Origin of the sequence: Auraticoccus monumenti (assembly GCF_900101785.1) — a bacterium.
In the GTDB taxonomy this organism is placed as follows: Bacteria; Actinomycetota; Actinomycetes; order Propionibacteriales; family Propionibacteriaceae; genus Auraticoccus; species Auraticoccus monumenti.
Genome location: NZ_LT629688.1, coordinates 2711022 through 2736080, shown reverse-complemented (window position 1 = coordinate 2736080; position 25059 = coordinate 2711022). Strand labels below are relative to the sequence as shown.

Annotated in this window: 22 protein-coding genes; 8 read left to right on the top strand and 14 right to left on the bottom strand. The window is 74.0% G+C overall.

Annotated features, from left to right (window positions below; genetic code table 11):
* The first annotated feature begins 28 nt into the window (after positions 1-28).
* Positions 29-2149 (top strand): non-homologous end-joining DNA ligase, encoded by a 2121-nt coding sequence (gene ligD, locus BLT52_RS12705; protein ID WP_090594096.1) that lies wholly within the window; start codon positions 29-31, stop codon positions 2147-2149.
* A gap of 30 nt (positions 2150-2179) precedes the next feature.
* Here ligD and BLT52_RS12700 read toward each other — a convergent pair whose 3' ends face one another.
* On the bottom strand, positions 2180-2845 hold the full coding sequence (locus BLT52_RS12700; RefSeq protein WP_090594094.1) for a TIGR03086 family metal-binding protein: 666 nt from the start codon (positions 2843-2845) through the stop codon (positions 2180-2182).
* Positions 2846-3088: 243 nt separating this feature from the next.
* Between BLT52_RS12700 and BLT52_RS21710 the strand changes: the two genes are divergently transcribed.
* The gene (locus tag BLT52_RS21710) at positions 3089-4765 is read left to right on the top strand and encodes an HNH endonuclease signature motif containing protein (RefSeq protein ID WP_157677119.1); all 1677 of its coding nucleotides are present in this window, start codon (positions 3089-3091) and stop codon (positions 4763-4765) included.
* Between the two features lie 978 nt (positions 4766-5743).
* Positions 5744-6802 carry an AAA family ATPase gene (locus BLT52_RS12690; RefSeq protein WP_090594093.1) on the top strand — a complete coding sequence of 353 codons (1059 nt, stop codon included), beginning with the start codon at positions 5744-5746 and terminating at the stop codon, positions 6800-6802.
* 27 nt (positions 6803-6829) lie between these two features.
* On the opposite strand, the gene dapE is transcribed toward BLT52_RS12690, so the two are convergent.
* Positions 6830-7906, bottom strand: a complete 1077-nt coding sequence (gene dapE / locus BLT52_RS12685; protein WP_090596716.1) for a succinyl-diaminopimelate desuccinylase — start codon at positions 7904-7906, stop codon at positions 6830-6832.
* 85 nt (positions 7907-7991) lie between these two features.
* On the opposite strand from dapE, the gene dapD reads away from it, so the two are divergent.
* Positions 7992-8912 carry a 2,3,4,5-tetrahydropyridine-2,6-dicarboxylate N-succinyltransferase gene (gene dapD, locus BLT52_RS12680; protein WP_090594091.1) on the top strand — a complete coding sequence of 307 codons (921 nt, stop codon included), beginning with the start codon at positions 7992-7994 and terminating at the stop codon, positions 8910-8912.
* 135 nt (positions 8913-9047) lie between these two features.
* Complete coding sequence (locus BLT52_RS12675; protein ID WP_090594089.1) at positions 9048-9926, top strand: hypothetical protein; 879 nt, start codon at positions 9048-9050, stop codon at positions 9924-9926.
* Between the two features lie 11 nt (positions 9927-9937).
* Here the strand turns inward: BLT52_RS12675 and BLT52_RS12670 are convergent, their stop codons facing one another.
* From BLT52_RS12670 to BLT52_RS12655, 4 genes are read right to left on the bottom strand one after another with little or no spacing between them, the layout of a single operon-like run.
* On the bottom strand, positions 9938-10690 hold the full coding sequence (locus tag BLT52_RS12670) for an SDR family NAD(P)-dependent oxidoreductase (protein ID WP_090594088.1): 753 nt from the start codon (positions 10688-10690) through the stop codon (positions 9938-9940).
* Positions 10690-11532: a fumarylacetoacetate hydrolase family protein gene (locus BLT52_RS12665; protein WP_090594086.1), complete on the bottom strand. Its 843-nt coding sequence runs from the start codon at positions 11530-11532 to the stop codon at positions 10690-10692. Before BLT52_RS12665 ends, BLT52_RS12670 begins: the two co-directional genes overlap by 1 nt.
* Before the next feature lie 58 nt (positions 11533-11590).
* Complete coding sequence (locus BLT52_RS12660) at positions 11591-12565, bottom strand: aldo/keto reductase (protein ID WP_090594084.1); 975 nt, start codon at positions 12563-12565, stop codon at positions 11591-11593.
* On the bottom strand, positions 12562-13428 hold the full coding sequence (locus tag BLT52_RS12655; protein ID WP_090594083.1) for an amidohydrolase family protein: 867 nt from the start codon (positions 13426-13428) through the stop codon (positions 12562-12564). The genes BLT52_RS12660 and BLT52_RS12655 overlap by 4 nt, the downstream gene beginning before the upstream one ends.
* A 125-nt stretch (positions 13429-13553) precedes the next feature.
* Here BLT52_RS12655 and BLT52_RS12650 point away from each other — a divergent pair, with 125 nt between their 5' ends.
* Positions 13554-14258 (top strand): FadR/GntR family transcriptional regulator, encoded by a 705-nt coding sequence (locus BLT52_RS12650; RefSeq protein ID WP_090594081.1) that lies wholly within the window; start codon positions 13554-13556, stop codon positions 14256-14258.
* Between the two features lie 24 nt (positions 14259-14282).
* Here the strand turns inward: BLT52_RS12650 and dapC are convergent, their stop codons facing one another.
* The 4 genes from dapC to BLT52_RS12630 all read right to left on the bottom strand — a co-directional run bounded on the left by dapC (position 14283) and on the right by BLT52_RS12630 (position 18557).
* Complete coding sequence (gene dapC, locus BLT52_RS12645; RefSeq protein ID WP_231946297.1) at positions 14283-15395, bottom strand: succinyldiaminopimelate transaminase; 1113 nt, start codon at positions 15393-15395, stop codon at positions 14283-14285.
* Between the two features lie 33 nt (positions 15396-15428).
* On the bottom strand, positions 15429-15755 hold the full coding sequence (gene fdxA / locus BLT52_RS12640; RefSeq protein WP_090594079.1) for a ferredoxin: 327 nt from the start codon (positions 15753-15755) through the stop codon (positions 15429-15431).
* A 99-nt stretch (positions 15756-15854) separates the two neighbouring features.
* Positions 15855-17600: a VanW family protein gene (locus BLT52_RS12635; RefSeq protein ID WP_090594078.1), complete on the bottom strand. Its 1746-nt coding sequence runs from the start codon at positions 17598-17600 to the stop codon at positions 15855-15857.
* Positions 17601-17714: 114 nt separating this feature from the next.
* The gene (locus tag BLT52_RS12630; protein ID WP_090594076.1) at positions 17715-18557 is read right to left on the bottom strand and encodes an SDR family oxidoreductase; all 843 of its coding nucleotides are present in this window, start codon (positions 18555-18557) and stop codon (positions 17715-17717) included.
* Between the two features lie 799 nt (positions 18558-19356).
* Between BLT52_RS12630 and BLT52_RS12625 the strand changes: the two genes are divergently transcribed.
* Positions 19357-20439 (top strand): lipoate--protein ligase family protein, encoded by a 1083-nt coding sequence (locus BLT52_RS12625; protein ID WP_090594075.1) that lies wholly within the window; start codon positions 19357-19359, stop codon positions 20437-20439.
* A gap of 31 nt (positions 20440-20470) precedes the next feature.
* Here BLT52_RS12625 and BLT52_RS12620 read toward each other — a convergent pair whose 3' ends face one another.
* Together BLT52_RS12620 and mshB are read right to left on the bottom strand one after the other, a co-directional pair.
* Positions 20471-21025, bottom strand: coding sequence for a flavin reductase family protein (locus BLT52_RS12620; RefSeq protein ID WP_090594074.1), 555 nt, complete (start codon positions 21023-21025; stop codon positions 20471-20473).
* Positions 21022-21939: an N-acetyl-1-D-myo-inositol-2-amino-2-deoxy-alpha-D-glucopyranoside deacetylase gene (gene mshB, locus BLT52_RS12615; RefSeq protein ID WP_231946296.1), complete on the bottom strand. Its 918-nt coding sequence runs from the start codon at positions 21937-21939 to the stop codon at positions 21022-21024. The genes BLT52_RS12620 and mshB overlap by 4 nt, the downstream gene beginning before the upstream one ends.
* 58 nt (positions 21940-21997) lie before the next feature.
* Here mshB and BLT52_RS12610 point away from each other — a divergent pair, with 58 nt between their 5' ends.
* Complete coding sequence (locus tag BLT52_RS12610; RefSeq protein ID WP_197679030.1) at positions 21998-22942, top strand: hypothetical protein; 945 nt, start codon at positions 21998-22000, stop codon at positions 22940-22942.
* Here the strand turns inward: BLT52_RS12610 and BLT52_RS12605 are convergent.
* Entirely contained in the window at positions 22935-23957 is a 1023-nt protein-coding gene (locus BLT52_RS12605; RefSeq protein ID WP_090594070.1) for an ABC transporter ATP-binding protein, read from the bottom strand. The two genes, BLT52_RS12610 and BLT52_RS12605, sit on opposite strands and share 8 nt — an antisense overlap.
* Complete coding sequence (locus BLT52_RS12600; RefSeq protein ID WP_231946634.1) at positions 23954-25021, bottom strand: ABC transporter ATP-binding protein; 1068 nt, start codon at positions 25019-25021, stop codon at positions 23954-23956. The genes BLT52_RS12605 and BLT52_RS12600 overlap by 4 nt, the downstream gene beginning before the upstream one ends.
* Positions 25022-25059: the final 38 nt, after the last annotated feature.

Sequence of the window (25059 nt, the reverse complement as noted above, 5' to 3'; positions counted from 1 at the left end):
CCCGGGCCGGGGTCCCTACGATGTGCCCATGCCTGCCCAGGGTCAGCAGATCACCGTCGAGGGACGCACCCTCCGGCTGACCAACCTGGACAAGGTGCTGTTCGCGGGGTCGGGCACCACCAAGGCCGAGCTGCTGCACTACTACTCCGAGATCGCCCCGCTGCTGCTCCCCCACGTCCGGGACCGGCCGACGACCCGGAAGCGGTGGCCGGAGGGGGCCGGACGGACCGACGGTGGCCGCGAGCTGGTCTTCTTCACCAAGAACATCGACTCGGGGACGCCGGACTGGGTCCGGCGGGTGCGGGTGCAGCACTCGGACCGGCCGGTGGACTACCCGGTGGCCGACGACGTGGCGACGCTGACCTGGTTCGCCCAGCTGGCCGCCATCGAGCTGCACGTGCCGCAGTGGCGCTTCGACGCCCGGGGGCGCCCGCTGAACCCGGACCGGCTGGTGCTCGACCTCGACCCCGGTCCGGGCGTCGGGCTGGCGGAGTGCGCGCTCGTGGCCCGCAGCGCACGCGACCTGCTGGCCGAGCTGGAGCTGACCACGGTGCCGGTGACCAGCGGGAGCAAGGGCATCCACCTCTACGCCGCCCTGGACGGGTCGCGGAGCAGCGAGGAGGTCAGCACCTGGGCGCGGGACATCGCCGGGGTGCTGCAGCGGTTGCACCCGGACCTGGTGATCTCGGTGATGCGACGGAGCGAGCGTCCCGGCAAGGTGTTCCTGGACTGGAGCCAGAACAACGGCGCCAAGACGACCATCGCGCCGTACTCGTTGCGGGGGCGGGGACGTCCGTGGGTGGCGGCCCCCAGGACCTGGGAGGAGCTGGACGACCCGGCACTGGCCCAGCTGGAGCTGGCGGAGGTGCTGGAGCGGGCCGCGACGCTGGGCGACCCGATGGCGGTGCTGCTGCCCGGTGGTGGGCGGGAGCAGCACCCGGGGACGGCGTCCGGCGGACCGTCGAGCGCGGCGGCCGGGGGCACGGAGGGTGGCTCGACGGGGTCGTCGGAGCCCGGTGGACGGTCCTCCGGTGGGACTCGTGGGGCAGCTGCGGGCACGTCCTCGCGCCGTCGTGAGCCCGTCGACGCCCCGGCGAGCGTGGCGGGGGGCGGGGCGGGGGGCGGGGCGGGGGGCGGGGGACCCGCCGAGGAGGAGGCCGACACCAGCTACCTGCCCATGCTGGCCAGTTCACCCGGCGGACGTCGCGACACCTTCTCCGACGAGGACGGCTGGGTCTTCGAGATGAAGTGGGACGGCGTCCGCGCGGTGGTGCACGCCGACGAGCAGGGGGTGCGGCTGGTGTCGCGGCGGGGCCTGCCGATGGCCTCGACCTACCCCGAGCTGACGGCGGCCCTGGAGCCGCTCCGCGCCCGCCGGGTGGTGCTGGACGCCGAGGTGGTGGCCCTCGACGCGGCCGGACGACCGAGCTTCGCCCGGCTGCAGCAGCGGATCAACCTGGCCCGCGCGGCCGACGTCGCCCGGGTGGCCCGCGGCGTCCCCGTGCAGCTGATCTGCTTCGACCTGCTCCAGCTGGACGGCGAGCGCCTGGTCGAGCGGCCCTACGAGGAGCGCCGGGAGCGGCTGGAGGAGCTGGTCGAGGAGGTGGGACTCGACGCGCGGATCCAGGTCCCGCCCGCGCTGGGCTCGGACTTCGCGGCGGCCATGGAGGTCAGCCGGGCGATGGGCATGGAGGGGCTGGTGGCCAAGCGGGTCGGCTCCCGCTACCACCCGGGGGCGCGCAGCGAGCAGTGGGTGAAGATCAAGGTGGTGAAGGCCCAGGAGGTCGTCGTCATCGGCTGGAAGGCCGGTCAGGGCAGCCGCGACGGCGCGCTCGGCTCGCTGGTGATGGCGGTGCCCCGCGACGGCGGGCTGCAGTACGCGGGCCGGGTGGGGACCGGGTTCTCCCAGTCCGCGCTGCGCGAGGCCGCCCGTCTGCTGGAGCCGCTCCGGCGTCCGGACTGCCCGGTGCCCGACGTCCCCCGCCCGGACACCGTCGACGTGACCTGGGTGGACCCGGAGCTGGTCGGGGAGGTCGAGTACATGGACTGGACGCCGACCGGCCGGATCCGCCACCCGTCCTGGCGCGGGTGGCGGCCGGACCGCAGCCCCGACGACGTGGTCGTCGAGGAGGACGTGCTGCCCGGCTGACGACCTCGTGGCGTCGGGTGCGACGCGTCCTCAGCGGCTCCAGTAGGGGTCGCGCCCGAGCCGGGCCAGCAGCCGGTCCTGCCCGGAGGCGTCGTCGGGGACGTCCACCGGCGCGGTGCAGATGCCCTCGCTGTAGAGCGCCTCGCCCCAGCCGTCGGTCGTGGCGGACATCGACCGCACCTCCTCCTCGTCGATGACCCACTCCTGCGAGGTGGCCCGGGCGACGTCCCAGCTGTGCACGACGAGGTCCCAGCCGTAGAAGTCGGCCATGGTGTCGCCGATCGTGGTGGGCCCGAACCAGCCGTCGTAGCCGCGGGCGGCGACCTCGCGGGACAGCCCTTCGGTCACCGCGGTGAGGTGCTCGCGCCAGGCGGCAGCCGGGTCGGTGGTGGCGAGCGCCTCGCCGACGTGGACGCCGTGCCGGCCCAGGAAGTCGCGCTCGGTGCTGACCACGTGCTCCACGACGTCGCGGACCGTCCACCCGTCGCAGGGGGTGGGGGCGTCCCAGCTCCCGGCCGCGCCGTCGAGCACGGCCGTGAAGCGCGCGGTCCTGGCGGTGAACCGCGGCACAGCGTCGTCTGCGTCGGCACGGTCGATGGTGTCGTGCTGGGTGGCGTCGGGTGCCGCGGCGGACGGCTCGTCGCTCGGGCGGTGGTCGGTGGTCGAGGCGGGTGCGGTGGGCTGGTCCGTGGTCATGACCCTGACGCTAGCGGCGCGGGTGGCGGTAGTTCTTGGACAGACCCGACAGGTCTGGCGCTTGGGCCGCGGTATCGCGCGTGGCCGCGGTGGCGACGTCCGAGGATGACGACCTCGGAACGTGACGGACTGCCGGAGGTGACGGCTGCCGGGGTGGCCACCGCGGGCGTGACGACCTACGGAGTTGTCCACAGATTCGAACGCACATCCGATTCTGTCAGTCCTGCGCCGTAGATTAAGGGCATGACGAAGCACCGCACCGACGCCGCAGCCACCCTGCTGGCCGACGTGCGCGGACACCGCGCGGCCGAGCACGCAGCCGCCGCTGCCGTGCTCCGGATTGCCGCCGAGTGGGCCGATCTCCACCCACCGGTCGAAGACGACTACACCGCCACCGCCACCCACGGCGGCCGCCCCACCGGCGCACCACTCGCAGGTGAAGGAACCCCGGAGGTCGACGAGGGCTGCATCGCCGAGCTCGCCGCCGCCCTGCGCTGCTCCACCGACGCCGGCACCACCCTCATCGGGCAGGCCCTCGAACTGCGTCACCGACTCCCCCGGCTGTGGGCACTGGTCCACACCGGCAAGGTCGCCCCGTGGCAGGCCCGCCTGGTCGCCGGACGCACCATGCACCTCACCCGAGAAGCAGCGACCTTCGTCGACGACCAGGTCTCCGCCGTCACCGGGAAGGTCGGTCTGACCCAGCTGGACCGGCTGATCACCACCGCGATCACCCGGTACATGCCCGATGAGGCCGAGCGGCAGCGGGTCGAGGCGGAGGAGAAGCGTCGCTTCGACATCTTCCCCGACCAAGACGGCCGCCGACACGGCCTCGCGGAGGTCGTCGGGGTCCTCGACCTCCCCGACGCCCTCGACCTCAACGCCGCCATCGGCGCCGGAGCGCGGATGCTCGCCGAGGCCGGAGTCGACAAGAGCCTCGACGTCCGCCGGTCCATGGCCGCTGGTGAGCTGGCCCGGTCCCAGCCGGCCCTCGACCTGACCACCCCTCAGCCCGACCTGCTCGACACCACCGCCACACCCTCCGCGACGCCCGCCGGAGCGGGAGCCAGCGAAAGCACCAGCGACCCCGCCGGACCCACGGCCGACGCCCGAAGCGGAGCGACCCCTGAGGCGCGCACCGCCGTGCCGGCCGACGCCCCGGCTGCGGCCGCCGCCGACACCGGGCACGCCGACCAGACCCCCGGCTCAGCAGCACCCGACGCGGCGACCGATCGCTCACCGACGACCGTCTGGCCGGGTCGAGCACCCGCGCGGGTGACCCTCTACCTCCACCTCTCCGCCGACGCGCTCACCGGCACCAGCACGTCCGGCTGGGTGGGCAACACCGGCACCCCCGTCACCGCCGACCAGATCCGCGACTGGTGCGGACGCCCCGACACCAAGATCACCGTCCGACCGGTGATCGACCTCAACACCACCCTCACCGCCGACGGCTACGACGCCCCCGACCGGATCCGCGAGCACATCGCCCTCCGCGACCGCACCTGCGTCTTCCCCTGGTGCAGCCGCCCCGCCCATCCGCGCTCCCAGAGGGAGCGAAGGGACGGCACCGCCAAGTGGTCCACCGACGCCGACCACATCCAGCCCTACGACACCGGCGGGCCGACCTCCACCGACAACCTCGCCCCGCTGTGCCGCAAGCACCACCGGCTCAAGACCCACACCCGATGGCGCTACCGCATGGTCGCCCTCGGCCACTACGAGTGGACCAGCCCCCATGGCCTCCGCTTCCGACGCGGACCCGACGGTGCCACCATCGACGTCGACGCCGTCGACGCCGTCGGCGACCGCCCGACGTCGACGGCACGACGTTCCGCGACCCCACATCAGGCGTCCGGGTCACCGCCGGGACGCTCGACGTCACGGGCACCAGCCCGTGCGCCGACGCCTGTCGGCTGACCCAGACCTAGGCCCAGACCCACGCCACCGGCTCGGGACACCACGTCCCGGGTCCGGTGGCGCGCGTGCGTGCTGGCGTCCCTCGGCGTGCCTCACGGAGCGACGGGCCTCTCGGCCCGTGGCTGGTGGCGGTCCCCGCCCGCCGTGGCCGGTGCCACCCTGGGTGACCGCCCCGGGTGGCCGGTGCCCCGTTCCTCCCCTCTCGACGGCGGACGGCCAGTGCAGGTACGGGGTGGAGTCCGGCGACCCGGACGGCATCCCGGTGATCCTCCTGCACGGCGGCCCAGGCGGGTCGCTGGGCCGGGCGGCTCCGTCGACCGGGTCGACCCGCGGGTCCGGTTGATCGGGTTCGAGCAGCGCGGGTGTCGTCGATCCCAGCCAGGACCACCGACCGGGTCACGACCCTGGTCGGCCGCCTCGACGTGAGCGGGCCCGTGGTCACGGCCTGAGAGGTCCACCGGCGCTGGCCCGGGAACGAGCTGATGGTGGACGAGGGCGAGGGACCGGCGCGTCCTCGACGACCCAGCGGTGGTAGCAGACCGAGCACCACCTCGCCGACCTGCTGTCGGAACGGCCGGCCCCTCCGCGGACCGCAAGACCCCGCCACGGGGTACGGCGACCCCGTCGCTGGGCAGGATGAGCGGGATGGATGATGACCAGCGCGCCTTCGTCGAGACCTTCCGCCAGTTCATGGAGCAGGTCGTGCGGGAGCGGGTGGCCAGCACACTGACCCCGACGGGGGAGCTCGTCGAGGAGCACCTCGGGACCCGGTCGACCAGCTCCCCGTGGTCACCGAGACCATCGCCGAGCACCGGCTGGTCGATGCCGACATCGCCGTCAGCTCCCTCGCCGCCACCGACCCGGGCGCCCGGCTCGTCGGGGTCAACAGCGTCGGCAAGATGGCGCTCGAGTCGGTCACCGACCTGCTGAGCAACCCCCTCGCGAACGTCGAGCAGGGAGCGGTGGACTACACCGAGGGTGGCCACCGGCCCCAGCACCCAGCGGCAGGTGGTCGCCCTCGGCCTCCACCTCTTCACCTTCGAGGGCTCCCCGGTGGTCGTGCTGCAGGCCGCGGCCCGATCGCGCTACGGCCAGGACGAGCCACGCCTCGACGTCGTGGCCACCGACCCCGCGGCCGCCGGCAGGCTGCTGGGCGAGATCCGGCGCCTGATGAGGGAGAAGAGCGTCCTGCGCGGACAGGTGATCAGCTTCGCCGAGCAGTCCCACTCCGGTCCGCCCAGCGGGACCACGTTCGTCCAGCGCCCCACGGTCCTCGCCTCCGACGTGGTGCTGCCCGACGGCGTCCTGGACCGGGTCGTCGACCACGTCATCGGGATCGGTGAGCACCGCGAGGCCCTGCGCGCCGCAGGGCGCCACCTCAAACGGGGCATCCTGCTCTACGGTCCCCCCGGCACCGGCAAGACCCACACGGTCCGCCACCTGATCTCGCGCACCGAGGGCACGACGGTGGTCCTGCTGACCGGTCCCGCCATCTCCCTGATCAGCGAGGCGACCGAGCTGGCTCGCGCCCTGCAGCCGGCCATGGTGGTCCTCGAGGACGTCGACCTGATCGCCCAGGACCGCTACGAGCACGGACCGCAGCCGCTGCTCTTCGCCCTGCTCGACGCGCTGGACGGCCTCGACGGGGACGCCGACGTCGCCTTCGTCATGACCACCAACCCGGTCGAGCTGCTGGAGCGCGCCCTGGCCGAACGCCCCGGACGGGTCGACCTCGCGGTGCCCGTGGACCTTCCCGACGACGAGGCCCGGGCCCGGCTCTTCACCCTCTACGCCGAGGGCCTTCCGCTCGGAGCCGAGGCGCTGCACGCCGCCGCCGAGCGCGCGCAGGGCATGACCGCCTCCTTCGCCAAGGAGCTGATGCGTCGAGTGGTGCTGCGGGCCGTGGAACGGGGCGGCGAGCCCGGCGACGGCGACCTCGAGGTCGCCCTGGAGCAGCTCCTCTCCTCCTCCGAGGAGCTCACCCGTGCGCTGCTCGGCGCGGGCACCAGGACCTCAGAGGAGTACCCGACCGACTGAGCCGCGACGCCACGGGGCCCCACGACGTCACCGGGTGTCGGTCAGCCACCTCAGCAGCGCGTCGTGGCAGGTGTGCAGGTCCGCGACCGGGCAGAACTCGTCGTCGGCGTGGGCCTTGCTCGGGTCCCCGGGGCCGAAGTTGACCGCCGGCACCCCGACCGCGGAGAACCGCGCCACGTCGGTCCAGCCGAACTTGGCCCGAGGCTCACCACCCACCGCCGCCACGAACGCCGCCGCCGCCGGCTGGTCCAGTCCGGGCCGGGCTCCGGCGGAGAGGTCCATCACCTCGACCTCGTGCGGGGCGAAGAGGTCCCGCACGAAGTCCACCGCCTCCTCCGGGCTCCGGTCGGGGGCGAAGCGGAAGTTGACGTCGACCACGCAGCGGTCGGGGATGACGTTGCCGGCGATGCCCCCACTGACCGACACCGCGTTGAGGCCCTCGTGGTAGCCCAGGCCGTCCACCTCGACCTGCCGGGGCTCGTAGTCGCGCAACCGGCTCAGCACGTCGGCCGCGTCGTGGATGGCGTTGTGGCCCATCCAGGCCCGCGCGGAGTGGGCGGCGGTCCCGCGCAGCTCGATCCGGCCCCGCATCGTCCCCTGGCAGCCGCCCTCCACCCGGGCACCGGTGGGCTCGCCCAGCACGGCGAAGGAGGCGTCCAGCCAGTCGGGGTGGCTGGCCGCCACCCGTCCGAGGCCGTTGCGCTCGGCCTCGACCTCCTCCTGGTCGTAGAAGATCCAGGTGACGTCGCGGACGGGCTCGCGGGCCGCCGCGGCCACCGCCAGCGCCACCGCGACCCCACCCTTCATGTCGCAGCTGCCCCGCCCCCAGACGGCGTCGACGCCGTCCACCTCCAGCCGTCGGGACGGCAGGTTCGCCGCCACCGGGACCGTGTCCAGGTGACCGGCCACGACCACGCGCTCGTCCCGGCCGAGCCGGGTCCGCGCCACCACCGTGTCGCCGTCGCGGTCGACCTCCAGGTGCGGCAGCGCCCTCAGCGCCGTCTCGACCTCGTCGGCGATCCGCGCCTCGTCCCCGCTCACCGACTCGATGTCGACCAGGGCCTGCAGCAGGTCGGGCAGGTCGGCAGTCAGGTCCAGGCTCATGGCGGCGACCCTACCGATCAACCGGTGCCGCACCGCCATCCGGCGGCGACCGGCTCGACCGCCCGCCTCCACTACGCTCGGCGCCATGTCTGAGACCCGTACCGCCCACGGCTGGGGCCTGGCCACGACCACCGACGACGGTCAGGTGCTGGACACCTGGTTCCCTGCGCCCGTGCTGGGCTCCGGCCCGGAGCAGCCGCCGGCCGAGCTGACCCCGAGCACCGACGCCACCCGCCGGGTGCGCACCGAGGTGGTCGAGGTGTCGATCGACCTCGACGCTGCCCCGGCCAGCACCCCCGACGCCTACCTGCGGCTGCACCTGCTCAGCCACCGCCTGGTGCGCCCCCGCGAGCTCAACCTGGACGGCATCTTCGGCGCCCTGCCCAACGTGGTGTGGACCAGCGCCGGCCCCTGCGCCGTCGACGGGTTCGAGACCGTCCGCGCCGCGCTCCGGGTCCGCGAAGGCCACGTCACCGTCTTCGGCGTCGACAAGTTCCCCCGGATGGTCGACTACGTGCTCCCCACCGGCGTCCGCATCGCCGACGCCGACCGCGTCCGCCTCGGCGCCCACCTGGCCAGCGGCACCACCGTCATGCACGAGGGCTTCGTCAACTTCAACGCCGGCACCCTGGGCACCTCGATGGTCGAGGGCCGCATCAGCGCCGGCGTCGTGGTCGGCGACGGCTCCGACATCGGCGGCGGCGCTTCCATCATGGGCACCCTCTCCGGCGGCGGCACCGAGGTGGTCTCCATCGGTGAGCGCTGCCTGCTCGGCGCCCAGGCCGGCATCGGCATCGCCCTCGGCGACGACTGCGTGGTCGAGGCCGGCCTCTACGTCACAGCCGGCACCAAGGTCACCCTCCCCGACGGCACCGTGGTCAAGGCCCGCGAGCTGTCCGGACGGAGCGGGCTGCAGCTCTGGCGCAACTCCACCACCGGCGTGGTGGAGGCCCGCAGCCGCGACGGCCGCACCGTCGAGCTCAACCAGGCCCTGCACGCCAACTGACCCCGGCAGCACCTGCCACGCGTCCCCCGCCGGGGACCGGACCTCCTTGCCCGGCCCCGGCAGACTGGACGCCCCCCGCCGACCGGCCCACCCCCGACCGGCTGTTCCAGCCGCCCGACCGACCGAAGGACACCCATGGCCACCGACCGGACGCGGGCGCTGCGCTCCGTGGGCTGCCTCGGCCTGGCCGTGCTGGTCCTGGTCGGCCTGGCGGTCGGCGGTTTCGCCCTGCTCCGGTCCCGCGGGATGGTCGAGCCGGCCCCCTTCCAGCCCCGCTGCGTGGCGGCGGCCAACGACCTCTCCGTGACGGTCAGCCCCGACCAGTCCCACTACACCGCGATCATCACCGGCCTGGCCGTCCGCCGCGGGCTCTCCCCGCGCGCCGCCTCGATCGCCATGGCCACGGTCTACCAGGAGACCGGGATCCGGAACCTCGACCACGGTGACCGGGACTCCGTCGGCCTCTTCCAGCAGCGGCCCTCCCAGGGGTGGGGCAGCGTCGAGGAGATCATGGACCCGCACTACAGCACGGGCCGCTTCTACGACGCCCTGGTCCAGGTCGACGGCTGGGAGAGCGGCGACATCAACGACGTCGCCCAGGAGGTCCAGCGCAGCGGCTACCCCGAGGCCTACCGCGACCACGTGCCCGACGCCCGGGTGCTGGCCAGCGTCTACACCGGGCAGTCCCCCGCCGCCCTGCGCTGCTCCTACGGCGAGCTCGACGCCGCCGACGCCGAGGGCCTGGTCGACTCCCTCACCACCACCCTCGGCGACCTCGACACGACGACCACCGACGCCGGTGAGGAGACCCCGGCCACGCTGGTCGTCCAGGCCGGCGACACCGACCTGGCCTGGGCGGTCGCGGCGCACGCGGTGGGCAACGGCGGGCGGCACGGCGTCCAGTCCGTGGAGACCGGCGGCCTCACCTGGTCCCACGACGAGGACGCCCTCGCCGACTGGCTGCCCGGCCCCGCCGGCGCCCAGGACAGCGTCACCATCACCTTCGCCGGCTGACCCGCCGCCGGTCAGGTCGGGCGGAGCCGGAGGGCCTGCATCCCCCCGTCCACGGCCAGCTCGACACCGGTGGTCGAGCCGTTGAGCGGGCTGGCCAGGTAGGCCACCGCCTGGGCCACCTCGTCCGGGCTGACCAGCCGGCCGTGCGGCTGGCGGGCCTCCAGGGCCCTGCGCTCGGCGGCGGGGTCGTCGGCCCCGGCCAGCAGCCGCTGCACCCACGGGGTGTCGGCCGTGCCGGGGTTCACGCAGTTCACCCGGATGCCCTCACGCAGGTGGTCGGCGGCCATCGCCCGGGTCAGCGCGGACACCGCCCCCTTGCTGGCGGTGTACAGCGCCCGCTGCGGCAGTCCCGCCGTCGCGGCGATCGAGGACGTGTTGACGATCGCCGCCGCCGGGGAGCGTCGCAGGTGCGGCAGCGCGGCCCGCGACACCCGCACCATGCCGACGACGTTCAGGTCCAGCACCCGCAGCCACTCGGCGTCGTCGTTGGCCGAGACGTCCCCGGTGGCGCCGATGCCGGCGTTGTTGACCACCACGTCCAGCCGGCCGTGCCGCTCCACCACCTGCGCCACCGCCGCCTCCACCGACGCGGTGGAGGAGACGTCGCAGACGATCGACTCGTGCGGGCTGTCGGGATCGGGGCGGACGTCCAGCACCACCACGGTGCAGCCCCGCCCCGCCAGCACCTCCGCCGTGCGCGCCCCGATGCCGGACCCACCGCCGGTGACCACCGCGACCAGCGACTCGAACTCCCCGCCGGTCATCAGGCGCCCCGGTAGGTCTGGCGCTGACGGCCCAGGCCGTCGATCTCCAGCTCCACCACGTCACCGGGAGCCAGGTAGGGGAAGCGGCCGGACAGCGCCACCCCCTCGGGCGTCCCGGTCAGCACCAGGTCGCCGGGCTCCAGCGTCATGTACTGGCTCAGGTCGCGCACCAGCTCCGCCACGGAGAACACCAGGTCGGCGGTCGAGGAGTCCTGGCGCGGTTCGCCGTTGACCCAGCTGCGCAGCCGCAGCGACGTCGCGTCGACCTCGTCCGGCGTGGCCACGTAGGGCCCCAGCGGGAGGAAACCGCGGCAGCACTTGCCCTTGCTCCACTGCCCGCCGCTCTCCTCCAGCTGGAAGGTGCGCTCGGACAGGTCGTTAGCCAGCACGTAGCCGGCGACGTGGGCCAGCGGGTCGTCGTCCTCGCCCAGGTTCGTGGCCTCCTGCCCGATCACCACCCCCAGCTCGACCTCCCAGTCGGTCTTGGTGGAGCCGCGCGGGATGGTCACCTCGTCGTCGGGCCCGGCCAGCGTGGCGGGGGACTTGAGGAAGACGATGGGCCGCTCCGGCGGGGCGGAGCCGCTCTCGGCGGCGTGGGCGGCGTAGTTCATGCCGATGCAGATCAGCGCCCCACCACGCGGCAGCGCCGCACCCACCCGCTGGCCCTCGACGTCCACCCGGGGCAGGGCGCCGCTGGCGACCGCCTCGGCCAGCGCCGCCGGCCCCTCGGCCCAGAAGCCGAGCCCGAAGTCCTCCACCACGCCGCCGGCGTCGTAGTGCACCCCGTCGACCTCGACCACCGGACGCTCCCCGCCCGGCTGACCGATCCGCAGCAGTCTCATCGTTCTCCCTCGTCGTCGTCTCCGCCGTGACCGGGTGGCCGCGACGGGTGGTGGCGGCTCAGCCGCGGGCGGGCACCAGGCCCTGCGCGGCCAGCGCGTCGAACAGCTCGTCCGGGACCTGCGCCTCCGCGCGGGCCAGGTTCTCCCGCACCTGCTCCGCGGACTGGGCCCCGAGCGCGACGCTGACCACCGCCGGCTCCCGCAGCGGGTAGGCGATGGCGGCCGCCGGCAGCGTGGTCCCGTGCTCGCGGCAGACCCGGGCGATCGCCCGGGCCCGCTCCAGGACGTCGGCCGGCGCCCGGTGGTAGTCGAAGTAGGCGTCCTCCGACGGCTCCTCCTCGGCCAGCACCCCGGAGTTGAACACCCCGACGGCCACCACCGCGACGCCGGTGCGGCGGCAGGCCTCGAACAGCGACCCGGCGGACTGGTTCAGCAGCGTGTGCCGGCCGGCCATCATCACCACCTCCGCGTCGGTCTCGGTGGCGAAGCGCTCCAGCGCCGGGGCCTGGTTCATGCCCGCACCCCAGGCCCGGAACAGCCCCTCGTCGCGCATCCGCGACATCTCCGGTGCGGCCTGGGTCAGCGCCTGCTCCAGGTGGTCGTCGGCGTCGTGGACGTAGGCGATGTCGAGGCGGTCCAGCCCCATCCGCTGCAGCGACTCCTCGACGCTGCGGCGCACCCCTGCGGCGCTGTAGTCCTGCACCCGCACCACGTCACCCGGCACCTCGAAGATGTCGTCGTCGCGCTCGGCGGGCCGCGGGTTGGGTCGGATCAGGCGACCGACCTTGCTGGAGACCACCACCTCCTCGCGCGGCAGCCCCTGCAGGGCCGCCCCCACCCGGCGCTCGGACAGCCCGAGCCCGTAGTGCGGGGCCGTGTCGACGTAGCGGACGCCACCGCGCCACGCCTCCAGCACGGTGGCCGTGGCCTCCTCGTCGCTGAGCCCGCGGTACAGGTTCCCCAGCTGGGCGGTGCCCAGCGCGACCCGGCTCAGCCGGACCCCTCGTGCCGCGAGCCGTGATCCGGTGCTCATGCTGCCCCTCCCAGGTAGGTGCGTCGGGCGGTGCCGGTGCTGACCGCCGCCCACTCCTCGGTGCTGGCGCCGGCGCAGGCCTCCCGCACCAGCGCCACCCAGCTCGTCCAGTCGTAGCCGGCACCGCGACCCTGCGCGGAGACCGGCCAGTCAGAGCCGATCATGCAGCGCCCGGCGCCGAAGACCTCCACCCCCCGGCGGAGGAACCACAGCGCCTGCTCGGCCAGCGGTCCGTCGGGGTCGGCCTCGGCGCCCAGACCCGAGAGCTTGAGCACGAGGTCGGGCGAGGCGGCGGCCAGCGTCTCCAGCGCGCGCGCCCAGGACTCGCGGGAGCCGGGCTCGCGCAGCGGCGGCTTACCGAGGTGGTCCAGCACGCACCGCGTCCCGGGCGCCCGGCGGACCAGCTCGGTGACCTCGTCGAGCTGGTCGGAGCGGACGCAGACGTCGAAGGTCAGGCCCCGCTCCCCCACCAGCCGCAGCCCGTCGGCCATCGCCTCACCGACCACGGCGCCCGCGGGCTCGGCCTGCAGCAGCCGGCGCACCCCGGTGACCAGCGGGTGCTCGGCCAGCCGGTCCAGGTGGTCGGCCAGCCCCGGGGAGTCCACCGGGGCCGCGGCCACGACGGCGACCACGTCCACCCCCAGCGGGCGTCCGGCGGCGGCCTGCTCCTCGACCCAGACCACCTCGGCCAGGGCCTGGTCGGGACGGGACTCGGCCTGCACCACCACCGACGCGGTGGCCGGCACCGCGGCGGCCGCCCGCTCGACGCGGTGCGGCTCCTCCAGGGCACCCAGACCGGCCAGCCACGGGTAGTCGAGCACGGACGGGTCCCACAGGTGCAGGTGGGTGTCGACGACCTCCACGTGGCTCCTTCGCTCGACGTCACGGCCGCGGTGGTTGGACTTCTGCCCGGGCCCCGGTGGGTCGGACTGCGTCCACCGCTGGCATCACCCTAGTGAGATGGGCGCCCGTGCTCCACACTGGTCCGATGAATGAGCCGAGGTCGCAGACCGATGTGGTGGTCGACGCCGTCCAGCAGATGATCCTCGACGGCCGGCTCGGTCCCGGCCAGCGGCTGCCGGTCGAGAAGGACCTGGCCGAGCAGCTCGGGGTCTCCCGCGGATCGCTCCGCGAGGCCGTCCGGGCCCTGTCCGCGCTGGGGGTGCTGGAGACCCGCCAGGGGGCCGGCACCTTCGTCACCACGCTGTCGCCGGACCGGCTGCTGGGCGGCCTCGGGTTCTGGGTCAAGCTCCAGGCCGGGCCCTCGGCCGTGCACGCCCACCAGGTCCGTCGGGTGCTGGAGGTGGAGGCGGTCGGACAGGCGGCGAGCCGGTTCACCGACGCCGACACCGAGCGCGGCCGGGCCGTGCTGGACCGGGCCGCGGCGGCCATCGCCGCCGACCCGCCCGAGCACGAGGTCATGCTGCAGGCCGACCTGGAGTTCCACCGGATGATCGCCAACCTGGCCGGCAACCCGGTGCTGTCGGCCCTGATCGACGCCATCAGCGCCCCCACCGTGGGAACCCGCTGGGCGGCCCTGTTCAACTCCCCCCGGCTGCACGCCACCCACCACGAGCACGAGGCCATCCTCGCCGCCCTGGCCGAGCGCGCCCCGGACCGGGCCCGCAGCTGGATGGAGGTGCACCTCTACGGGGTGGAGGCCACGCTCCCCCGCCACCCGGCCGGGGACTGAGCAGAGCGCCTGCCGCGAGGAGCCTCAGGCCAGCCGGGAGGCCGCGGCGGCGATGCGCTCGTCGGTGGCGGTGAGGGCCATCCGGACGTGCCGCCCGGTCACCTCCGGCTCGCCGTAGAAGTCACCCGGCGCGACCAGGACGCCCCGCCCGGCCAGCCAGTCCACCGTGTCGCGGCAGGGCTCGCCGCGGGTGGCCCAGAGGTAAAGACCGCCCTCGGAGTGGTCGACGGTGAACCCGGCGGCCTCGAGGGCGGGGCGCAGCACGGCCCGCCGGGCCCGGTAGCGCTCGCGCTGGGCCTCGATCTCGGTGTCGTCGTCGAGCAGCGCGGTCATCGCGGCCTGGACCGGGGCCGGCACGATCATCCCCAGGTGCTTGCGCACGGCCAGTAGCGAGGCGACCAGGGCGGCGTCGCCCAGCACGAACCCGGCGCGGTAGCCGGCCAGGTTGGAGCGCTTGGAGAGCGAGTGCACCGCCAGCAGCCCGGTGTGGTCACCGCCGCACACGTCGGGGTGCAGCACCGAGACCGGCTCGGCGTCCCAGCCGAGCTCGCCGTAGCACTCGTCGGAGGCCAGCACGGCCCCCCGCTCGCGGCACCACTCGACCCAGGCGCGCATCCGCTCCGGAGCCATCACGGCACCGGTCGGGTTGGACGGGGAGTTGATCCAGACCAGCCCGGGACGCAGGTCCCCCAGCCGGTCGGGGTCGTCCGCGGCGACCGCGGTGGCCCCGGCGACCAGCGCGCCCACCTTGTACGTGGGGTAGGCAGCCTCGGGGAAGACCACGGTGCGCGGTGCGTCCCCGGTGCCCGCACCGAGCAGGGTCGGCAGCCAGCCCACCAGCTCCTTGGTGCCGATCACCGGCAGGCAGGCCTCCGGGGACAGCCCCTGGACGCCCCAGCGACGGGCGGCCCAGCCGGCCATCGCCCGCCGCAGCTCCGGAGTCCCCGCCGTCTGCGGGTACCCGGGTGCGTCGGCGGCAGCGGCCAGCGCCTCGCGCGCCAGCGCGGGCGTGCGGTCCACGGGTGTGCCCACCGACAGGTCGACCAGACCGTCCGGGTGGGAGCGTGCGGTGGCGGCGGCCCCGGCCAGGGAGTCCCAGGGGAAGTCCGGCAGGCCGGTGGCGAGGCTCCCGCTCACGCGGGAGGGGACGTCACGCCGCGGTCGCGGGGCTCACTCATCGTGCTCCTGCGGCGGCAGCGCCTCGATCAGCGGGTGGTCCTTGTCGATCGGACCCATCTTGGCCGCCCCACCGGGCATCCCGAGGCCGTCGAAGAACTTGACGTTGGCGTCGTAGTAGTCCTTCCACTCCTCGGGGGTGTCGTCCTCGTAGAAGATGGCCTCCACCGGGCAGACCGGTTCGCACGCGCCGCAGTCCACGCACTCCTCGGGGTGGATGTACAGCATCCGGTTGCCCTCGTAGATGCAGTCAACCGGGCACTCCTCGACGCAGGCACGGTCCTTCAGGTCCACACAGGGCTGCGCGATGACGTACGTCACTGTTGATTCTCCTCTGGTGCGTGTGCTGTGACCGCCGTGGCGGCTCCGTCCAGTATGGACCCCGCTCCACCGGCGGTGCAGCGAAGGTCCACCTGCGCCCTACTCGCAGACGATCTCGTCCCCGGGGTCGTAGGTCCAGGTGTAGTTCTCACGCTTGACCTCCTTGCCGTCCTGGATGAAGGCGCGGTGGAAGTCGGCGGTGAAGCCCTGGATGGGTGCCTGGTACTCGCACTCGGGGTCGTCGCTCTCCAGCCGGCGGCCGGAGGTGAAGTCGGACTTCTCCGGGTCCGGGGAGCGGATCTCGTCGTAGACCGGCGTGGACCAGATCTTGACGGTCAGCGAGCCCTGCTTGCTGCCCGAGCCAGGCACCCGGTCGGCCTCGATCACCACGCCGTAGGGCGTGTCGTTCTTGAACCGCAGGTCCAGCGACCCGTAGTAGACCGTCGCCTCACGGCCCGGTGGGTAGCGGGGGAAGTAGAGCGTGTGGGGGTGGTGCTCGACGTCCTCGAGACCGGCGAAGAAGGCGGCGTTGAAGATGGTGGTGGCACCCTGGGAGACCCCGCCGCCGGACTCCTTCTTGAGCACCCCGCCCTGGATGACGTAGCCGTCGACGAAGCCGTTCTCGGCCGACCGCTCGCCCACCACGCCGTTCATCGAGAACGTCTCGCCGGGGGCCAACCAGTAGCCGTCGATCCGCTTGGCCACCTGACCCAGGTTGGTGTTGCGGTACTCACCGCCGTTCGCGACCGGGAAGCGGGTGGTGAACTCACCGGTCACCTCGGTGACCTTCGCCTTCTCGGCGTCCTCGGTGGTGAACTCGGCCTTCTTCTCGGTCAGCTCGACCGAGGCCTTCCGCTCCGAGCCGGACGTGGTCAGCACCGGGCGGACGGCCTCGAGCAGCGCGTCCGCGCCGACGGAGGTGCCGTCGACGGCCTCGACCAGCTCGGGTGTGCCGCCCTCGAGGGTCCAGTAGGCGTCCTTGGCCCTGGTGGTGTCGAGCTCCTCGACGGCCTCCTCGTTCCCCTCCAGCAGCTTCTCCGCGTCGTAGCGGGCCACGTAGCCGCCCTCGGCGACCTCGAAGGTGGTGGCCGCGGCGATGCTCTCGGGGCTGACCTCGAAGGTGCCGGCGTCACCGGCCTCCACCTCCACGGGCGCGCTGACCGCGGGCTCGGCCACCTCCTCGGCCACCTGCTCGGCCTCCTCGGTGGTGACGTCGGGCTGGGTCACCTCGGCGGTGGCCTCCACGGTGGTGCTGCGCGGGTAGGCCTCCACCAGCTGCTCCACGGTGGCCTGCTGGTCCACGGTCACCCCGGTGCTGGCCTCCTCCACCTGCACCTCGGTGCCCTCGTAGGCCAGGGTGGCGTCCTCCGGCTCGCCGTCGGCCCCCTCGGCGAAGGCGGCGACGGCCTCGGCCACGCGGGCCTCGTCGACCCGGGTCACCGGCTCGCGCTCGCTGCCCCCGGTCAGCACCTGCCAGATCTGGGTGGGGTCCCAGGACCGTCCGGCCCCGGACTCCTCGACGGACGCGGCGCTGTCGATCGACAGCCCGACCTCCTCCGGCAGCAGCTCCTCGACGGTGTCCCCGGCGCTGAGCGTGATGGGGGCGTCGGCCCGGGGGGCGAGCTGCTCCTCCAGCGTGGCCACGGCCTCCTCGCGGGGGAGCCCGCCGATGGGCACCCCGCCGACCGAGGCGTTGCGCGGTGCGCGGTCACCGGCGAGCAGGTAGCCCGCGACGTAGACCGCGCCCAGCACCAGCACGACGGTGGCCACAGCCACCCCCACCACCAGGGCGCGGCTGCGCTTCGGCCGTGACGTGGACGTCGCAGCAGTGCTCTTCTTGGTCAATTCACGAGCCTCGGGTCGCAGGGCCGCCAGGGTCTCCCCCTCGGCCCCTCCGGACAGGGACCGTCCGATCCTACGCCAGCGGGGCCCCGGTCCCGTCCGGACGTGCTGGGCCGCTCACGCCCAGCGCCGGAAGCCGCCCTCGGTGTCGAGCACCTGGCCGACCACCCAGCGCCCCTCGTCGCTGACCAGCCAGGCGATCAGCCGGGCCGGGTCGTCGGGTTCACCCATCCGGCCGGTGGGGAAGGCACTTGCCACCTGGGTGATCACCTCCGCGCTCCGGTCCCCGCCCTCGACGTCCAGGTAGCCGGTGTTGACCGGGCCGGGGTTGACCGCGTTCACCACGATGCCCCGCTCCAGCAGGTGGTCGGCCACCGACCTCAGCGCCCCCAGCAGCGCCCCCTTGGAGGCGGTGTAGGCGATCTCCTCCCGCATCGGGCCCAGGTGCTGGCCCGAGGAGATCCACACCACCCGACCCGGTGGCTCCTCCCCCGGCCGCCACCGGTCGAATCCGGGCTGGGCGGCGAAGGCGCGGGTCAGCAGCAGCGTGGAGCGGGCGTTCACCTGCCAGTGCCCGTCGAGCAGGTCCGCGGTCTGCTCGGGCAGCGCCGCGTCCCCGCCGGAGCGGGCGTGCACGCAGACCAGGGCGTCCAGGTGGCCGAGCTCGGCGGCCAGCTCGCCGACGACGCGGTCCGGGGCGGCGGGGTCGGCCAGGTCGGCGGGCACCTCGGCCAGCCGGGCCCCGGGAGCCAGCTGCTCTCGCAGGGCTGCGGTCACCGAGGCCTGGTCGTCGGCCCCCCAGGGCTGGGTGGCGTCGTGGGCGCCGTGGTGGGTGAGGGCCAGCGAGGCGCCCATCCGGGCCAGCCGGGAGGCGACGGCGAAGGCGATGCCGCGGTGCCGGCTGACGCCGGTGACCAGCGCGGTACGGCCCTGCAGCGGGAGCGTCGAGTCGGTGTGCACGCGGCCATGCTGGCCGACCTGGGCGCCTGGCACCAGCGAGTTGACGCTGGTCCTCGGCAGCCGCGTGGGCGGTGGTCGGTGCGAGTCGCCCCTTCGTGCCGCCGACCGGGCGCGCGCGACGACCCTGGCCCCGCCCGTCCGCGCCCTGGTCGGAGCCACCTCGAGCGCAGGTGGCGAGTGGGCGCGATGTGTCGAGTCGCGGTCGGGTGAGGCGACGTCCGGCGGCCAGTCGCCGCGTCCCGTACCGCTGGTCCTGACGAGCCCCTGGCCGCTCCCCCGGACGCCCAGGACGACACCGCCACCCGACGCCCGGTCGTCCCTGTCTGCCGTGGCGAGTCGCCCCGATGAGTCGGGTGGGCCTCGGGTGAGACGACGACTGGCGGCGAGTCGCCACTTCCGTCGCTCCAGGCCGGGCCCCGGGGCGGGCGCTGCCGTCGTCACGGGCGACGAGTGGCCCCGACGAGTCGGGTGGGGGTGAGATTAGGCGACGTCTGGCGGCGAGTCGCCGCGTTCGTCGCCGGGGCCCGGGCTGGCGCTGCCGTCGTCAAGGGTGGCGAGTCGCCCCGACGGGTCGGGTGGGCGTCGGGTGAGACGACGACTGACGGCGAGTCGCCGCGTTCGTCGCCGGGGCCCGGGCCGGCGCTGCCCTCGTCACGGGTGGCGAGTGGCCCCGATGGGTCGGGTGGGGGTCGGGTGAGGCGACGTCTGGCGGCGAGTCGCCGCCTGGCCAGGGACGGGCTGCCGCGTGAGCTGGAGGGGGGCGTCGGCATAAGCGACGGCGGTCCAGTGTTGTCCGGGCGTGCAGCCGAACCAGCCGTCCACCCGTCCCGAGCGCCGTCACGGCGAGTACAAGGTCACCGAGGGGAAGCTGGTGGTGGCCGACCTGGAGGTGCTGGACGGGAGGATCACCGCGGTGGTCCTCTCCGGGGACTTCTTCCTGGAGCCCGACGAGGCGCTGGGTTGGATGAGCCGGGCGCTGGTCGGGCTGCCGACCGACCTACCGGTCGCTGAGCTGACCGCTGTGGTGGACCGGGCCGCCGGGGCCGCGGTGCTGGTGGGCTTCGACGCCCGGGCGGTCGCGCTGGCCGTGCTGCGGGCGCTGGGCCGCTCGACCGGCTGGTCGGACCACCGCTTCGAGCTGGTCGAGACCGGTCCGCAGCACCCGGCGATGCAGATGGCCCTGGACGAGGTGATCGCCCGCCAGCTGGGCGAGGGCCTGCGCGCCCCGGCCCTGCGGGTCTGGCAGTGGGCCTCCAACGCGGTGATCATCGGCTCGTTCCAGTCCCTGTCCAACGAGGTCGACCTGACCGCCGCCGCCCGTCACGACACCACGGTGGTGCGGCGGATGTCCGGCGGCGGGGCGATGTTCGTCGAGCCGGGGAACACCATCACCTACTCCCTCTACGTCCCGGCGACGCTGGTCGAGGGGCTGAGCTTCGCCGAGTCCTACGCCTTCCTCGACGCCTGGGTGGTGCGCGCGCTGCGCGGGCTCGGGGTGGACGCGCGCTACGTCCCGCTCAACGACATCACCTCCCCGGCCGGCAAGATCGGGGGCGCCGCCCAGAAGCGGCTGGCCAGCGGGGTGGTGCTGCACCACGTGACCATGTCCTACGACATGGACGCGGCCAAGATGCTCGACATCCTGCGGATCGGGCGGGAGAAGGTGTCGGACAAGGGCGTGGTGAGCGCCGGCAAGCGGGTCGACCCGATCCGCTCCCAGACCGGGCTGAGCCGCGAGGCCGTGGTCGAGGCCATGACCAGCCACTTCCGCGACAGCTACGGCCTGCACCCGGTCGACGTCGACCAAGGCACCCTCGAGGAGGCCGGTGAGCTGGCGGGGTCGAAGTACTCCGACCCCGCCTGGCTGGCGCGCGTCCCCTGAGCCACCCCAGGACGCGTGACGACCGTCCCGCTCAGCCGGTCAGGAAGCGGCGGCGGCGGTAGAGCAGCGCGTGGTCGTCGCGCTCGGTCGGGTCGGTGGCGACGACGCGTCCGATCACCACCGTGTGGTCCCCCGCCTCCACCACCCGCTCGGTGCGGCACTCCAGCCAGCTCAGCGCACCGACCACCACCGGCGTCCCCGAGACCGGGCTCGGGCGGAACGTGATCGAGGGCAGAGCGGCCAACCGCTCCGGACGTCGCCGCGACAGGGCCCGCGCCACCGGCTCCTGGTCCCCGGACAGCAGCGAGACCACCCAGTGCCCGGCCGCGCTCAGGTGCTGCCGGAAGCTGCCCTCCTGGCGGACGCTGACCATCACCAGCGGCGGCTCCAGCGACAGCGACGTGAACGAGGTGCAGGTCATCGCGTCGAACTCGCCCTGCTCGATGTCGCTGCCCGGGCCGCCGAGCGCGGCGACGACGCTGACCCCGGCCCCGAGGTGGCTCATCACCCGGCGCAGGTCGTCCCCGGCCACCTGGTCGGCGGAGTGCTCGAAGGGGACTGGCTGGGCCGGGACGGGGACGCTCACCGGGTGAGGCCGGCGAAGAGGTCCTCGGCCATGCCCTCGCCCTCGAAGGGGACGCCCTGGGCCAGCCGGTAGAACTCGTCGGACCACTCCTCGCCGCTGGTGAACATCTTCCACCACGGGTCGTCCATGCTCACCTGGCTGCGGTGGGCCCGCAGCGCCCCGAGCTTGTGCGCCGCCCAGGGGGCACCGTCGACGCGCACCGAGATGTCCTCGTCGGCCACCAGCATCGGGGGCAGCAGGTCGCCCTCGAGGTCCCCCCACTCCTTGAAGGTCTCGGTGTCCCCGGACTCGCGCAGCCGGCGCAGCGCCCGGCGCATGGCCGAGGCCGACATCGCCGACCACATCAGCCGCGACACCACCCACGGCTCGCCGAGGTCGCGGCGGTAGCCGGCGACACCGGCCAGGGCGACGGCATAGGTCGCGGCGCGGTGGGCCTGGATGTGGTCGGGGTGGCCGTAGCCGCCGTACTGGTCGTAGGTCACCAGCACCTGCGGACGCCGGTCGCGGAGCAGCTGCACCAGGTGGTTCGCCGCCTCGAGCAGGTCCGTGGTCCAGAAGGAGCCGTCCTTGAGCTCGGCGGTGGGCACCACGCCACCGGACTCGTCGTAGGCCATGCCCGAGTCGCGGTAGGTGCCGTCGCCGCCCAGGCGGACGAAGTCGGTGACGCCGAGCACGGCCATCGCCTCGGTCAGCTCACCGATCCGGTGCCGGCCGAGCGCGTCACCCTCGCGGAGGTGGGCGAGGTCGTCGACCACGATCTCGCCCTCCTCACCCAGGGTGCAGGTGACCAGCGTCACCTGCGCGCCCTCGGCGGCGTAGCGGGCCATCGCGGCCGCCGTCTGGCTGGCCTCGTCGTCGGGGTGGGCGTGCACGAACATCAACCGGCGGTCCGCCGGCGTGGAGGAGGAGGTCACCGGCCCACTGTAGGACGCTCCCCCGCACCCGGGCGCCCGCGCCCGTAGGCTGACGGCCGTGACCGCGCCGCACCCCGGGACCCGGCCCCACGAGTGGGTCCGACCAGGCCCCGACGGGTCCCCGCTGTGGGGGCACCGCGACGGGATGCGGGTGGGGCTGCCGCCGCTGCTCGGGCCGCGTGGCCTGCTGCGGGTCTACACCCCCTACCTCGGCCACGACCCGGACCGGATGGTCAACTACGTGGCGATCGAGCCGCGGCCGCGGCGGAGCGTGCGCCGGGGGTACTCCGAGCTGGAGCGCAGCCGCCTGGACGACGAGCCCGGGCTGCGGCTGTGGACAGGGGAGCCCGGCCCGGGGCACGACCCCGGGGTCGTGGAGGTCGTCGCCGGTGTCGAGTGCCTGACCGTGCTGGTGCACTGCGAGCGCTTCGCCGGCGGAGCGGAGGTCGACGTCCGGGTCCGGTTCCGGGCCGACCGGCCGCACGAGGTGGAGCTGGCCGCGGTGACCCGACCAGGCTCGGTCCCGCTGCGCCACTGCGTGCTCAGCGCCACCATGGGCAACTTCGCCCGGCTGCGGACCCTGCGGCTGCTGGACGGCCCGGTGCGGGCCGGCGAGCTGTGGCCGAGGCACCGGAGCAGCCGGTTCACGCGCCGGGCCCGCTTCGGGCTGCACCGGCTCCCCCGCGACGTCGAGGGCGCTGCGGTGGTCACGGTGCTCGGCGACGAGCCGGCACCGGAGCAGGCCGCCTACGCCGCCGACGTCGCCCCGCACTGGCACTGGTACGGCCGCCGGGCCGAGCAGTCCTGGGTGGTGCCGGACCCCAGCCGCCACCTGGTGGCCGCGGTCAACGGCCGGGTCGTCTACTGGGCCAGCCGGTCACCGATCCCCGGGGGCATCGCCTTCGAGAACGTCGAGGTGATCGAGCCCTACCGGCCCCTGCGCCCGCTGCGGTTCCGCGTCGAGCCCTGCGACCCGGCACCGCACGGGGACCGGCTCAGCTGACGTCGACCGTGTGCACGATCTCCCGCGGCTCGGCGAAGTGGCAGGCCGACGGGTGGGCGCTGACGCCGTCCCCGCGCGGGTCCAGCGCCGGGTCCTCCACCCGGCACACGTCCTGCATCTTGAAGCAGCGCGTGTGGAAGCGGCACCCCGACGGCGGGTTGGCCGGGCTGGGGACGTCCCCGCTGAGGACGATCTCCTCGCGCTTGCCGCGCAGGGTCGGGTCCGGCACCGGCACGGCCGACAGCAGCGCCTGGGTGTAGGGGTGGGTCGGACGCTCGTAGATCTGGGTCTCGTCCCCGATCTCGACCATCCGGCCCAGGTACATCACCCCGACGCGGTCGGAGATGTGGCGGACCACCGAGAGGTCGTGGGCGATGAAGACGTAGGAGAGCCCCAGCTCGTCCTGCAGCCGCTCCATCAGGTTGACCACCTGCGCCTGCACCGAGACGTCCAGCGCCGAGACCGGCTCGTCGCAGACCAGCACCTTCGGGTTGAGCGCGATGCCGCGGGCGATCCCGATCCGCTGACGCTGCCCGCCGGAGAACTGGTGGGGGTAGCGGTTGATGTGCTCGGGGTTCAGCCCGACCAGGTCCAGCAGCTCCTGCACCCGACGGCGCCGGCCGCCCTTGGGCTCCACCTCGGGGTGGATGTCGAAGGGCTCCTGGATGATGTCGCCCACCGTCTTGCGCGGGTTGAGCGAGGTGTAGGGGTCCTGGAAGACGATCTGGATGTTGCGGCGCATGGCCCGCAGCGCCGCACCGGACTCGGCCACCATGTCGACGCCGTCGAAGACCAGCGAGCCGCTGGTGGGCCGCTCCAGCTGCACCAGCATGCGTCCCAGGGTGGACTTGCCGCAGCCGGACTCCCCCACGATGCCCAGCGTCTCGCCCTTGAGGAGGTCGAAGCTCACCCCGTCCACGGCCCTGACGTGGCCGGTTGTCCGGCGCAGCACCCCGGTCTTGATCGGGTAGTGCTTCACCAGGTCGACCGCGCTCAGGATCACCTCGCCGCTCATCGCAGCTCCTCCTCATCGGTCTGGGTCTGGTTCGGGACGGCCCCCGCGGCGCTGTCGGCCAGCACCAGCTCGGTGAAGTGGCAGGCCGACCAGCGGTCCGGGCGCACCTGGATCAGCGGCGGCGGCGGGTCGTGGCGGCAGACGTCCTCGGCGTAGCGGCAGCGGGGGTTGAACGGGCAGCCCGCCGGGATCCGGGTCAGGTTCGGCGGCAGCCCGCCGATGGCCTGCAGCTCCTGGCCCTTCTGGTCCAGCCGCGGGATGGAGGCCAGCAGCCCCTGGGTGTAGGGGTGGGCCGGGGCGGCGTAGATCGGGTGCACGTCGGCGGTCTCGACCAGCCGCCCGGCGTACATCACCGCGATCCGGTCGGCCACGTCGGCCACCACGCCGAGGTCGTGGGTGATCAGGATCAGCCCCATCCGGCGCTCTTCCTGCAGCTCGGCCAGCAGCGCCATGATCTGGGCCTGGACGGTGACGTCCAGGGCCGTGGTCGGCTCGTCGGCGATCAGCACCGCCGGGTCCAGGGCGATGGCCATCGCGATCATGATGCGCTGGCGCATGCCGCCGGAGAACTGGTGCGGGAAGGCGTTGACCCGCTGCCGGGCGCCGGGGATGTTCACCCGCTCCATCAGCCGGATCGCCGCCTCCTTGGCGTCGCTGCGGTTGGCGCCGCGGTGGACCCGCAGCATCTCCGCGATCTGCCAGCCGACCGGGAAGACCGGGTTCAGCGAGCTGAGCGCGTCCTGGAAGATCATCGAGAGCTCCGGGCCGCGGACCTCGCGCCGACGCTTCTCGTCCAGGGTCAGCAGGTCGGTGCCGCAGTAGCGCACCGCCCCACCGGTGACGAAGCCCGGCGGGGTGTCGAGGATGCCCATGATGGCCTGGGCCGTCACCGACTTCCCCGAGCCCGACTCGCCCAGGATGGCCAGGGTCTCGCCCTCGTCCAGGTGGAACGTGACGCCGTTGATCGCCTTGGCCACCCCCTCGCGGGTGCGGAACTCCACCTGCAGGTCCTCGACCTCCAGCAGCCGGCCGTCGACCGGCGTCCAGGAGGAGTCGCTGCTGATCGCCCGCGCGGCGGGGGTGGTGTTCTCCAGGGTCTCGC